The sequence below is a fragment of the Polynucleobacter sp. MG-5-Ahmo-C2 genome (genome assembly GCF_018687735.1).
Classification (GTDB): domain Bacteria; phylum Pseudomonadota; class Gammaproteobacteria; order Burkholderiales; family Burkholderiaceae; genus Polynucleobacter.
The window spans coordinates 463,323-475,234 of sequence record NZ_CP061304.1; the positions used below are offsets into that span (position 1 = coordinate 463,323).

Genomic DNA, 11,912 nt, shown 5'->3' on the forward strand with positions numbered 1-11,912 from the left:
GGGGTTATTGCTCTTTACCTTGAGGTCTCGGCACTCTCGTCATGGGCCTCAATCATCAGTTGGACGCGAGCTTGCCCTTGATAGCGATCTGTCACTAGGCGATAAGCCAATTTGGCTTTGGCGGGCAGGCTTTGGGTGCGATTGAACCAAACGCCAGTGATAGGCTTATTACCAGAGGCTGCCCCAACCGGAAGGAGCATCAGTCGCAAGTGCTTTTCTTTCATAAGGCTTTGCTGGGCAATCTCAAATTCCCCATAAAAGACTGGCTGTGGAAAGCCTTGACCCCAGATTTCTTCTGCAAGTAGGTCGCCAATTTCAGGGGTGAGCTCAGAGACTTCAAGAGTGCCATCGTGAGTATGACGACGCTCCAATAATTCATCCGTCAATAGACTATTAGCGACCTCCTGAAAGCAGGCATCAAACTTTTCAAAATCACTTTTACGAATCGTTAGGCCAGCTGCCATAGCGTGGCCGCCAAATTTGAGGATGAGTCCTGGCTCACGCTTAGAAACTAAATCTAAGGCATCTCTTAAATGAAATCCCGTCAATGATCTGCCGGAGCCGCGCAACTCTTCGCCAGTGTTGCCGTCAGGAGCAAAAACAATGGCGGGGCGATTAAAACGTTCTTTTAGGCGAGATGCCACAATTCCGACGACACCTTGATGCCATTCTGGATTCCACAGACAGATGCTCGTACGCTGCGCCATTGTTCCAGCCAGCTGATCTTCAGCCAGGTGAGCAAGGGCTGCTTCTTGCATACCTGTTTCAATCACGCGACGTTCACGATTAATGCGGTCGAGCTCTTGAGCAAGCGTCATCGCCTCATCTGTACTATCAGTTAATAGCAAACGAATGCCGAGCGTCATATCAGCCAGGCGCCCAGCAGCATTGAGGCGCGGGCCAATAGCAAAGCCTAAATCAAAAGTGTTTGCTTTACGAGGATCTCGTGCTGCCGCTTGAAATAAGGCCTGTATACCGGACTGAGAAATTCCGGCTCTAATACGTTTTAAGCCATTCGAAACAAGCACGCGATTATTGCGATCCAACTGCGCCACGTCTGCAACAGTTCCTAAAGCAACGAGGTCTAATAAGTTTTCTACTTTAGGTTGGGTCTCATTTGTAAACTTGCCACGCTGGCGCAACTCTGCCCGAAGTGCAACGAGTAGGTAGAACATCACACCAACACCAGCAAGCGCTTTGCTAGGAAAGCTGCAGCCAGCTTGATTGGGATTGACTATAGCAGTTGCCTTGGGAACTCGGTCGCCAGGGAGATGATGATCTGTAACAATCACTTCCATGCCAAGCTCACGGGCGCGATCTACACCAGCCTCACTCGCAATGCCGTTATCAACCGTAATGAGATATTTGGGTTTAGGGTTTTGTTCAGCAGCAAGCTCCACCACTTCAGGGGTAAGGCCGTACCCCATAGTGAATCGATTTGGAACCAGAAACTGAATGGGTGTCTCAGGGTCACCCAGCATACGTAAGCCCCGCAATCCAACAGCACAAGCGGTAGCGCCGTCGCAGTCATAGTCTGCAACGATGAGCATAGGCTCTTTACGCTCAAGAATGTCTGCTAATAAAGATGCCGTGCTGATGCAATTTTTTAGCTCTGTTGGCGAGAGTAATTGCTTTAAATCGAGTGAGAGTTCATCAGGTGTCTGAAGACCACGTGCTGCATATAGTCTTGCAAGCAACGGATGGAGGCCACTTTGCTGTAACCAGTTGGCAGTGCGTTCGGAAAAAGGGCGCTGAGAAAATAGACTCATGTGGAAATGATTTCTTTCCAGGTGAGGGGCTCTGTTTTTTTCCAGAGCATCCAGGATTTTTTATGTAAATGTTTGGCTCTGAAGATGCGCTCACGAGTTTTACCTTTGGGAAAGTCAATGATCATGACTTCATCTAACTCTTTCTTCATCAGTGCGGCACTCAATGTGGGCCATACCACCTCAGGGTTGTCTAGCCAAGCAAAAGATCCTGCTACGGGGGTGTTGAATTCTTTTGAATGGGGGGTATGGAGTAGTTTTGCCAACCCAGCCAGCAGGTGGTGTGATCCATAGAGGTGCTGCGACTGTTGAACTGCCAGTGGTACTTGCGCATCACTCAATTTACCAATACCACTAATCCACAAGGAGTTAATGCTTGGCATGCCGCGTTGTTGGCGCTCTTCATTAACAGAGCCGATATGCCAGAGCATCTGAATTTCATTCTGTAATTTACGCCAACGTTTTGCGATACCCTCCTCGCTGCTATCACGCGGCATCCACCAATCAATATTACGACCATGTGCTTGATCAACGCTATAGCTTGCCAGACTTGCAAATGGGCCTGCTGAAATGAACCAGTAGTGCTGTCCTTGAAACAGGATCGGATTTTGAAAATCCTCTTCGATATATGGCAGAGCAGTTTTTAGAAGTTCGGCAGATTCAGTTTGCGTCAGATCGATCTGGTTTTGCCCCATCAAAATAAGGTGATCGCGCGTAGCATGGAGATGAATGGGCTGTAAGCAGGCGATGACTTCAGAGGGATTTACCACTTGGGATGTTTGGCCTAACAGCAAGACTGGTGCCAGTGGCACTAGATTTCCTAATAAATAGCGTTCATGCGGGAGTCCCTTAACTGGACAATCACCCATTGCCTGCTCTTCCTCAGAGTCAAGGGCATCCTCGCCTGATAGCATCAGGGTAAAGCGCCGTAAGGTACTCTGGGCGCCTTGAAGGGAGGTGGGATTTGCAGACATTCCCCTGATTTTAGGTGGCATTTCAGTATTCCATCAGTTTGCCTTGGTAATTCACTAAACTGTGGCTATGTTGAGACTTCCTATAGAGCTAGAAATTGGCCTGCGCTACACCCGATCCAAGCGTCGCAAGACGGTGGGTAAGCGCGATGGTTTTCTATCCTTTATCTCCGGAATCTCAACCGCCGGCATTGCTCTAGGGGTTGCTTCTCTGATCGTGGTGCTCTCCGTCATGAATGGTTTCCAGAAGGAGGTTCGTGACCGTATGCTGTCTGTCCTCTCTCATGTGGAAATTACTGCGCCAGAAGGGTTGGCCAATTGGGAGCCGCTTGCTCTTAAAGTTGCTACGCAGTCGCATGTCGTTGGTGTTGCGCCAATGGTGAGCTCTCAAGGTTTACTCAGTCGCGAGAACGTGATGCGTGGCGTGGCTATTCGAGGCATCCTGCCTAGCGAAGAAGGAAAAGTTTCTGATCTACCAAAACAATTTGTTGCTGGCAGTATTAACGATCTCCAGCCAGGCGGATTTGGTGTTGCCTTAGGCGCTCAACTTGCAGCGCTGGTTGGTGCTCACGTAGGTGACCGTATTAATTTAATTGTTCCCGAGAGTGACTTAACGCCGGCTGGTGCAATGCCGCGGATGCGCACGCTACAGGTGGTCGGTATCGTGGATAGCGGGCATTATGAATATGACAGCTCCCTAGCGATTATGCATTGGAAAGATGCTGCTGCCTTACTACGCTTACGCGATCCATCTGGCTTGCGCGTTAAGGTAGATGATATGCAGCGCGCACCTGAGATCGCTAACCAACTAGCCGCTGTAGTACCTCAAGCCTTATGGGTCACTGACTGGTCACGCTCTAATCGCAATTGGTTTGCTGCGGTTCAAACTGAAAAGAAGATGATGTTCATCATTCTGACTCTGATTATTGCAGTGGCGGCATTCAATCTAGTCTCTACATTAGTGATGACTGTGAATGAGAAGCAAGCGGATATTGCAATTTTGAGAACAATGGGCGCGAGCCCCGGATTAATTCAGAGAATATTCTTAATTCAAGGTCTGGCAATCGGCATACTCGGTTCTTTAGCTGGTGTTGTCTTGGGTTTATTGATCGCGCTGAATATTGATGTCATCGTCCCTGCCATTGAGGCAGTCTTTCGCGTGCGCTTTCTGCCGCGTGAGGTGTACTTTATTAGTGAACTGCCTTCGGATGTCAGATTGAATGACGTGTTAACTGTGGGCTTCATGGCTTTTGGTTTATCCGTACTAGCCACCATCTACCCAAGTCGTCGTGCTGCCAAAGTGCAACCTGCGGAGGCCTTACGCTATGAATGAGCTTATGAAGAATCAAAGTAATGTAGTTCTCATGGCTAGAGATTTGGCTAAGACCTATGGTCAAGGCCTTACCGCAGTAGAAGTTCTTAAGGCAATTGACTTGGATGTCGCACCTTCAGAGAAGGTAGCTATTGTGGGCTCATCTGGCTCAGGCAAAAGCACCTTGCTACATTTGCTGGGTGGTTTAGACACCCCAAGTGCTGGCTCAGTAGTCCTTGCCGGATCGAATTTAAAGCAGTTATCTGTCAAAAAGTTAGATCAACTGCGTAATCAAAGTCTTGGTTTTATTTATCAGTTCCATCATCTCTTGGATGAATTTAGTGCTGTTGAGAATGTAGCCTTGCCCCTACGTATTCGTGGTTTGGGTAATGATGAATCCATGGATCGTGCCAGCAAAATATTGAAGGCGGTTGGTTTGACTGCGCGTGAGTTGCACACACCAGGTGAATTGTCTGGCGGCGAACGACAACGCGTGGCAGTAGCCAGAGCTTTGGTCGGTAACCCCGCATGTGTTTTAGCAGATGAGCCAACGGGTAATCTTGATACTGAAACTGCTGATGGTGTATTTGACTTGATGTTAGATATCGCGCGCGATCAGGGTACCGCCTTTGTTATCGTGACGCATGACCCGGTGCGCGCTAAACGTTGCGATCGTATTTTGCATTTAGAGCGCGGAGTACTAAAGACTTTTTCGCAATGATCATGGGAGTAACGCATCCCATGTGGATTGACACCCATTGCCATCTAGATGCGCCTGAGTTTGCCAAGACTTTGACTGAAGTCATTCAGGCTGCTGTCGATAAAAATGTGCAGGCAATCCTATTGCCTGCAGTCAAAGCGGGTGATTGCCAGCAAGTGCGTGAGCTTGCAAATCAATACGGCCAGCAAATTCCGGGGTTGGCCTATACGCTTGGTATTCATCCCCTGTATACCAATCAGGCTCAAGAGAGCGATATCGCCATTCTTGAACAAGCAATTACCCAATCTCTTTCTGATCCTCGCTTTGTTGGTGTTGGTGAGATTGGCCTTGATTATTTTGTAGAGGGCTTGGATCCCCATAAGCAAGAATATTTTTTGAATGCGCAATTGGATTTAGCGCAACAGTTTCAACTACCAGTGATTCTGCATGTGCGCCGTTCGCAAGATGCTATTTTGAAAGCACTGCGTCGTCGTAAAATACCGGGTGGGATTGCGCATGCATTTAATGGCAGCTTTCAGCAGGCCGAGCAATTTATTGAGCTAGGTTTTAAGTTGGGATTTGGTGGCGCCGCTACTTATGGGCGGGCTTTGCAAATACGAAGGCTCTTGGCTGAATTACCGCTTGATAGCATCATTACAGAAACTGATGCGCCCGATATACCTCCAGCATGGTTGAGAGAAGAGCATATTGCCTTCAATGAACCTGCTTTTTTGCCTCGTATTGCGAGGGAGCTGGCATCTATTCGGGGGATAAATGAGCTTGAGTTTGCTTCAGCAGTTTGGCGCAATGCCATGCAAGTATTACCGCGTTGGTCAGCACTCTGCGCTGGCTTCCCTCACTCTAAGCTAGCCTCTTAAACCCTTGCGCTTTGCAATTACGGCGTTCATCGCCGGGGGGTCACTTCTTTTCTTTTTACCAAACATTCCGCCTCACTGGATGTTGGGAAGTTTTTTTCTTGGCACAATCTGCTCTTGCATTATTTATATCAGTCTGCCATCGAGCCGAATTCGTCAATTAGCAATCATCATTTTGATGCTCACGCTTGGATTTGCCTGGAATGCACGTTATGCCGAGAATCGATTGGGAAATATCCTTCCGTCAGAAATGGAAGGTAAAGACTTAACCATAGAGGGCCGTATAGCAGCATTACCCCAAGGGAATTTTCTTGGCGCTAAGTTTGCATTTGAAGTGGATGATTCTGCAGCACAGCTTCCTCACCGAATTTATTTAAGTTGGCAACCTGCCTGGAGAAATCCACAGGAAATCCCTGAGATCTTTCCAGGACAACGTTGGAGGCTAAAGGTAAAGCTCAAACGACCTTACGGATCCCTTAATCCTTATACATTTGACTTTGAGCGATGGTCCTTTCATCAAGACTTTGGTGCTAGCGGCTCAGTGCGGTCAGGCGAACTTTTGCTGTCTCAAGATATTGGATTAGCAGAATTTGAGTTACGCATGGAGCTTGCCCGCTGGCATCTGCGCAACAAGATTCAAGCAATGTTGCCAACAGATGCTCGCTATGCTGGGGTAATTGTTGCCTTGGTAATGGGTGATCAAAATGCGATTGATCAAGATGACTGGCGAATATTTAATGCAACGGGTATTGGTCATTTGATTTCAATCTCAGGACTGCACGTCACCATGTTGGCCGGGGTTGGGGCATCCTTAGCTGCATTCATTTGGGGGCGTCGTTCTTTGCCATTATTGATTCCAGTTGGTAAGGTTGCTGCTAGCGTTGGATTTGTGACTGCATTTATCTACGCTTGGTTGGCGGGTTTTCAGATTCCAGCACAAAGAACGATGTATATGGTTGGTGTTGTTGCATTTGCACTGTGGTCTGGCAGAAATCCCAGATCATTCGATATATGGTGGTGGGCTTTAGCATTTATTTTGCTGGTTGATCCAATGGCGCCATACACCCCAGGATTTTGGTTATCGTTTGGCGCAGTCGCCGCAATCTTGTACGCCATGGGGGATTCAGCTGGTTTGTTAGGCATCCCCACTGGCAAAGCGTTCGAGGTTCATTGGACTCATCGTTTAATACAAGCCCTTCGTGAAGCTTGCCGAGTTCAGGCGGTTGTTACTATTGCCTTGCTACCATTTACTTTATATTGGTTTTATCAAGTATCGGTAGTTTCGCCATTGGCCAATGCTTTTGCTATTCCCTTGGTTAGTTATGTTGTTACTCCTCTAGCAATTGCGGGGGCATTGTTACCAGAATTTATTGGTAGGTGGCTGTTATTGCCCGCTCATTTGGCAATGGAATATTTGGCGATTGCCTTGGGCTGGATGGCTAGCTGGAACTGGTCAGTAGTTTGGGCGCGGCAACCCGAGTGGTGGATCGTGCTGTTATCTAGTGTTGGCATTGTTTACGCCATTCGTCCCGGAAGTGTGGTTCACGACTGGGGCTTACGCACTTTAGCGTTGTCCTTATCGACTCTTTTATTTGTACCGCAATTTGGTTTTGCTCACAAGCACTCTTTAGCTTTTGGTGAATTCAGGGCAACTGTTTTAGATATTGGTCAAGGTACCGCAGTGTTGCTTGAGACAGCAAATAGAAAATTACTCTATGACACTGGGCCTATACAGGGAAAAAAGGATGATGCAGGCCAGCGCGTGATCTTGCCTTATTTACGGGGCAGGGGCATTGATCAAATTGATCGAATGGTGATTAGTCATAGCGATAGCGACCATATTGGTGGGGCTGCTTCGCTCATAAAGCATATTCAGTTTGATTCAATGATGGGCTCATTACCCCGTAACAATCCTTTACTACAAAATCTCCAAGATAGAAAAGTTCCCAGCATTCCTTGTCGGTTTGGGCAGCATTGGATTTGGGATGGCGTTGAGTTCATGGTGTGGCATCCACATGAAGAAACGCTTTTTGAGAAGCAATATTCTAGAAAACCAAATGAAATGAGTTGTGTCCTTGAGGTGCGTAACCAGAACTCCTCTTTCTGGTTAACTGGCGATGTAGAAAAGCAGGGTGAGGCTGAGATGGTGGAGCGTCTAAATCAGACAAGACTGAGAGAGCTTGGTGATAAGCAATTAATTTTGATGGCACCACATCATGGAAGCAAAACCTCTTCGTCACTCGACTTACTTAGCAATTTAGAGCCTGATCAGGCGTTTGCACAGAATGGATATCGTAATCGCTATGGCCATCCACATCCCACTGTTAGCGCAAGATATCGCGATTTAAGAATCCCTTTTTATCAAACCCCTATAACGGGGGCGCAAATTTGGACGTTTAAAAATAAGTCTAATTTTTCAACTCAATTTTGGCGACATGATATAAATCGTTTATGGCATAGGGGTTTAGAGAATGATCCTTAAACCCCTGGTTAATTCAGTAGAAAGGTAATGAATATGAATAAGCTATTGGCATTATGTTCTTTAGTTGCTATTGCAGCAGTCGGCTGTGCGGGTGCTGATGTTCGTCCAATCGTGGATATGAAGGGCGTCAACGAAGCTGCTTATGAAAAGGATTTGCAAGAGTGTCAGACGTATGCCAAAGAGCAGTCAGGAATGGGTGAGACTGCTGCAAAAGGCGCAGGTGCGGGAGCGGTTATTGGCGGCTTATTAGGGCTGGTTACAGGCGGCAATAAGACTGGCATCGTTCAGGCTGCTGGTGCTGGCGCAGTGATTGGTGGTGCAGGTGGGGCATTTACTGGTAACCAAGCGCAAGAAGCGGTTGTTAAGCGCTGTTTAGGAGGCAGGGGTTATAAGGTTTTAAATTAAACCTTTAATATAGAGTAAAGCTAAAAATGGAGATGCTTATCGCAGGCTTTCTAGCGACATTAGATCCCTCTTTAGTCGGTCGATAGTATGATTTCCAGACTTAAGGGGATTTAGATATGTACAGAATCATTTTTTTACTCGTTGTGAGTTTTGGTTTACAAGCATGTAGGGGCAACGACAAAGTTGTTGGTGCTTGGGAAGTGAATGATGTTTACCGCTCAACCATCATTAGCACTAATCCGAGTGATGGTGGAAAGATCTATCAAGGCCCTCCGATTAATACAATGGATGCCGCTAATACCTATGAAATGTTTAGTCTCAGAGCTGAGCAAACTAACCAGGGCGCAAAAACATACGAACTATTGGTTTTATTGACTTACTTCTCCCCATGGCGTTATTACGAATCGGCGAATTTGCTCAATAAACCTGCGAGCACTTTTAAAGTGGTGTCCCGAGAGGCTGGCGTTTGTGAGCAGCAGGGATGTGTTTATAAGGAGTTGATGGCCATTCAAGTGACCGATACTTTCTTACGCGAGCACCTGGATAAGGGATTCCAGGTCACGATCTCTTCAAAAACTGGTGTGAGTAGTGATTTATTTGTACCAGCCCAGTACATCAAGGGTTATTTGCAGGCTGTTGACGGCCCTAAGAACTAATAAGCAGTGCTAAAAGCAAAAAGCCCTTAAAAATTAAGGGCTTAGTACTGAATTACTGGTTGCGGGGGCAGGATTTGAACCTACGACCTTCGGGTTATGAGCCCGACGAGCTGCCAGACTGCTCCACCCCGCGTCTGAGTCTTAGATTCTAGCATTTTTTGGGGGTCTCTGTCGAGGTATTCCTGCAAAAGGAATATAAAAAAGCGGTTTTTGAGGATGTAGTTCGTCATTTAAGAGGGGTTCATAAGGAGTAACATATTGCGACACAACATTGCAATAAGGTCTATTAATGTCGGTTAGTAATCCTGAGTTTTCCGAATCATCCTTGCTAAGGCCCGTTGAGATCTCTCGCGGTGATCACCCTCATAAAAAAGGCGCTTCAGTAGCCTTGATGTTTGCTGCGATTGGTGTGGTCTTTGGCGATATTGGCACCAGCCCTTTGTATGCGCTTAAAGAATGTTTTAGTGCAGAGCATGGCATTCCATTTTCCACTGATGCTGTTTACGGCGTTATTTCAATGGTCTTCTGGGCTTTTGCCGTTGTGGTTTCCTTAAAATATGTTTTGTTTGTGATGCGTGCAAATAATCATGGTGAGGGCGGAATCTTAGCGCTGATGGCGCTTGCATTGCGAACAGCGCCCTCTGGATCAAAGCGCTCTTATCTTATTGTAATGGCGGGTGTCTTTGGTGCCTGCATGTTTTATGGTGACGCCATCATTACCCCAGCCATCTCAGTGCTTTCTGCAGTTGAAGGTTTGGAAGTGATATCCCCCGATCTGGCCCGCTATGTCATGCCAATCACCATTTTTATTCTGGTAGCACTCTTTGTGATTCAGAAAACAGGCACCGATGTTGTGGGTAAACTGTTTGGCCCGATCATGATGGTCTGGTTTCTGACTATCGGGCTAATGGGTGCGTATCAAATTATTGAGAATCCCGCTATTTTTGCTGCGGTTAACCCAATTTATGCCATTCGATTTTTGATTGAGCATTCATTGCAAGGCTTCATTGTTTTGGGCGCTGTATTTCTAGTATTGACAGGTGCTGAGGCTTTATATGCCGACATGGGCCACTTTGGGCTGAAGCCCATTCGCATGGGTTGGTTCTTTATTGTCATGCCGAGTTTGCTCTTAAATTACTTTGGCCAAGGCGCTATGTTTTTGAGTAATCCAGAAACGATTGGCAACCCCTTCTTCTTGATGGTTCCAGAGGCATTTGTTTTCCCACTGGTTATTTTGGCTACCTTGGCAACAGTCATTGCCTCTCAAGCCGTTATCTCAGGTGCTTTTTCAATGACTAGTCAAGCTATTTTGCTTGGCTTTGTGCCGCGAATGAAAGTGCGTCACACTTCGGATCGAGAAATCGGTCAGATTTACATGCCCTTGGTTAACTGGGCCTTGTTGGTCTTGGTGATTGTTGTCGTTTTGGCATTCAAGAAATCCGAGAACTTGGCGGCCGCTTATGGCATTGCTGTGACCACCACAATGATCATTACTACCTTCTTAGCTGCGATTGTGATGCGTGTAGTGTGGCGTTGGAATACTTTCCTGGTTACTTTCGTCATCAGCGCTTTCTTGGTGGTTGACTTTGCTTTCTTGACTGCAAATCTGCTGAAGATTATGGAGGGTGGATGGTTCCCATTACTCTTAGGCGCCGTTTGCTTTATGTTCTTGATGACTTGGTATCAGGGTCGCAAAATATTGCGTCAGAATGCAATGAGCAATGGCATTGAACTCAAAGGCTTTATTGACGCCCTGATGATGCATCCACCGCATCGTGTGGAGGGCACAGCAATTTTTCTAACGGCGCACGTTGATTACGTCCCAGTTTCCTTCATGCATAACCTGAAGCACAACCATGTACTTCATGAAAGAGTCTTCTTCTTGAAGGTAAGCATTTGGGATGTGCCATACGTAAAAGATGAGGAGCGCATTACCTTGCGCGATCTTGGAAATGGCATCTATGTAGTGCGCGCAGTTTATGGTTTTAATGAAACGCCAGACATGGGTCAGATTATCGGGTTGATTGAAAAATCTTCCAGTCTGAAGTTTGACTTAATGAGTACCTCATTCTTCTTGTCTCGTGACACTATTGTTTCAACAGAAATTCCAGGTATGGCGATGTGGCGTGAGCGTTTGTTTTGTTGGATGTATCAAAATGCGGGTCGTCAATCAGACTTCTTTAAGATTCCTGCGAATCGCTTGGTTGAATTGGGCGCGAAGGTGGAAATTTGAGAAGTCTTGTTCTGCGCTCAAAAATATTCCTCGGAATTTTTCTAATAGTCTGCTCTTTCAGTGGCTTAGTCTTGGCGACCCCGGCTGAAGAGGCGGAGCTAGAGCAGCTGGACAAAATTGAGCAAGAACTGGAATTGCAGCGTGAGTGGGCTAAGTACCGCTGGGGTAAGGCATCCGCTGAGTGCTATCAAAACTACTGGGTCAACTATTGCTTAGGTAGTGCTAGAACTCAATATCGCAAAGAGATCGATCCCATTACCCAGCAAGAAGTTGCATTGCATGAAGTGCAAAGAAAATTACGTAAGAACTTAAAAGATCAAGAAGACATTAAGCGTGCTGCTGAGCGTGCCTCTCCTGAGAAGGCGGCTGAGCGAGCAGATAATCAGCGTGAGTTTACCGAGAAGCAACAAGATGCAGCTCAAAGGGCGGCGGATTTAGAGCAACGTCGTAAAGATGCACCTAAGCGTGCACAAGAAAATAAAGCTGGTACACAGCTCGATTAATTTCTGATT

General features: G+C 46.8%; 10 protein-coding genes and 1 tRNA gene. 8 read left to right on the forward strand and 3 right to left on the reverse strand.

All coding sequences use genetic code 11. The features are described 5' to 3' along the window. Positions 1-14: 14 nt before the first annotated feature. A complete protein-coding gene (gene recJ / locus C2740_RS02500) occupies positions 15-1,769 on the reverse strand; it encodes a single-stranded-DNA-specific exonuclease RecJ (RefSeq protein WP_215293842.1) in 1,755 nt (584 codons plus the stop codon). Beyond that, positions 1,766-2,740, reverse strand: coding sequence for a hypothetical protein (locus tag C2740_RS02505; protein WP_251369673.1), 975 nt, complete (start codon positions 2,738-2,740; stop codon positions 1,766-1,768). Before C2740_RS02505 ends, recJ begins: the two co-directional genes overlap by 4 nt. Positions 2,741-2,807: 67 nt before the next feature. On the opposite strand from C2740_RS02505, the gene C2740_RS02510 reads away from it, so the two are divergent. From C2740_RS02510 to C2740_RS02535, 6 genes are all read left to right on the forward strand, one after another. Beyond that, positions 2,808-4,070 (forward strand): lipoprotein-releasing ABC transporter permease subunit, encoded by a 1,263-nt coding sequence (locus C2740_RS02510; RefSeq protein ID WP_215293844.1) that lies wholly within the window; start codon positions 2,808-2,810, stop codon positions 4,068-4,070. Then, positions 4,063-4,770, forward strand: a complete 708-nt coding sequence (locus tag C2740_RS02515) for an ABC transporter ATP-binding protein (RefSeq protein WP_215293845.1) — start codon at positions 4,063-4,065, stop codon at positions 4,768-4,770. The genes C2740_RS02510 and C2740_RS02515 overlap by 8 nt, the downstream gene beginning before the upstream one ends. A gap of 20 nt (positions 4,771-4,790) precedes the next feature. Beyond that, positions 4,791-5,627: a TatD family hydrolase gene (locus C2740_RS02520; protein ID WP_215294277.1), complete on the forward strand. Its 837-nt coding sequence runs from the start codon at positions 4,791-4,793 to the stop codon at positions 5,625-5,627. Positions 5,628-5,631: 4 nt separating this feature from the next. Further along, positions 5,632-8,106 (forward strand): DNA internalization-related competence protein ComEC/Rec2, encoded by a 2,475-nt coding sequence (locus tag C2740_RS02525; RefSeq protein WP_251369674.1) that lies wholly within the window; start codon positions 5,632-5,634, stop codon positions 8,104-8,106. Positions 8,107-8,133: 27 nt separating this feature from the next. Continuing rightward, complete coding sequence (locus C2740_RS02530) at positions 8,134-8,511, forward strand: glycine zipper family protein (RefSeq protein ID WP_251369675.1); 378 nt, start codon at positions 8,134-8,136, stop codon at positions 8,509-8,511. A gap of 116 nt (positions 8,512-8,627) precedes the next feature. Further along, positions 8,628-9,167 carry a hypothetical protein gene (locus C2740_RS02535; protein ID WP_215293846.1) on the forward strand — a complete coding sequence of 180 codons (540 nt, stop codon included), beginning with the start codon at positions 8,628-8,630 and terminating at the stop codon, positions 9,165-9,167. 56 nt (positions 9,168-9,223) lie between these two features. Here C2740_RS02535 and C2740_RS02540 read toward each other — a convergent pair. After that, positions 9,224-9,300: transfer RNA gene (locus tag C2740_RS02540), tRNA-Met, on the reverse strand. A gap of 156 nt (positions 9,301-9,456) precedes the next feature. Here C2740_RS02540 and C2740_RS02545 point away from each other — a divergent pair. Next, entirely contained in the window at positions 9,457-11,400 is a 1,944-nt protein-coding gene (locus tag C2740_RS02545) for a potassium transporter Kup (RefSeq protein WP_215293847.1), read from the forward strand. Further along, the gene (locus tag C2740_RS02550; RefSeq protein ID WP_215293848.1) at positions 11,397-11,903 is read left to right on the forward strand and encodes a hypothetical protein; all 507 of its coding nucleotides are present in this window, start codon (positions 11,397-11,399) and stop codon (positions 11,901-11,903) included. The genes C2740_RS02545 and C2740_RS02550 overlap by 4 nt, the downstream gene beginning before the upstream one ends. Positions 11,904-11,912: the final 9 nt, after the last annotated feature.

What these genes read in the sequence shown, in the direction of transcription:
- recJ (WP_215293842.1), bottom strand. Translation starts at nt 1,769, where the DNA reads ATGAGTCTATTTTCTCAGCGCCCTTTTTCCGAACGCACTGCCAACTGG.
- C2740_RS02505 (WP_251369673.1), bottom strand. Translation starts at nt 2,740, where the DNA reads ATGTCTGCAAATCCCACCTCCCTTCAAGGCGCCCAGAGTACCTTACGG.
- C2740_RS02510 (WP_215293844.1), top strand. Translation starts at nt 2,808, where the DNA reads ATGTTGAGACTTCCTATAGAGCTAGAAATTGGCCTGCGCTACACCCGA.
- C2740_RS02515 (WP_215293845.1), top strand. Translation starts at nt 4,063, where the DNA reads ATGAATGAGCTTATGAAGAATCAAAGTAATGTAGTTCTCATGGCTAGA.
- C2740_RS02520 (WP_215294277.1), top strand. Translation starts at nt 4,791, where the DNA reads ATGTGGATTGACACCCATTGCCATCTAGATGCGCCTGAGTTTGCCAAG.
- C2740_RS02530 (WP_251369675.1), top strand. Translation starts at nt 8,134, where the DNA reads ATGAATATGAATAAGCTATTGGCATTATGTTCTTTAGTTGCTATTGCA.
- C2740_RS02535 (WP_215293846.1), top strand. Translation starts at nt 8,628, where the DNA reads ATGTACAGAATCATTTTTTTACTCGTTGTGAGTTTTGGTTTACAAGCA.
- C2740_RS02545 (WP_215293847.1), top strand. Translation starts at nt 9,457, where the DNA reads ATGTCGGTTAGTAATCCTGAGTTTTCCGAATCATCCTTGCTAAGGCCC.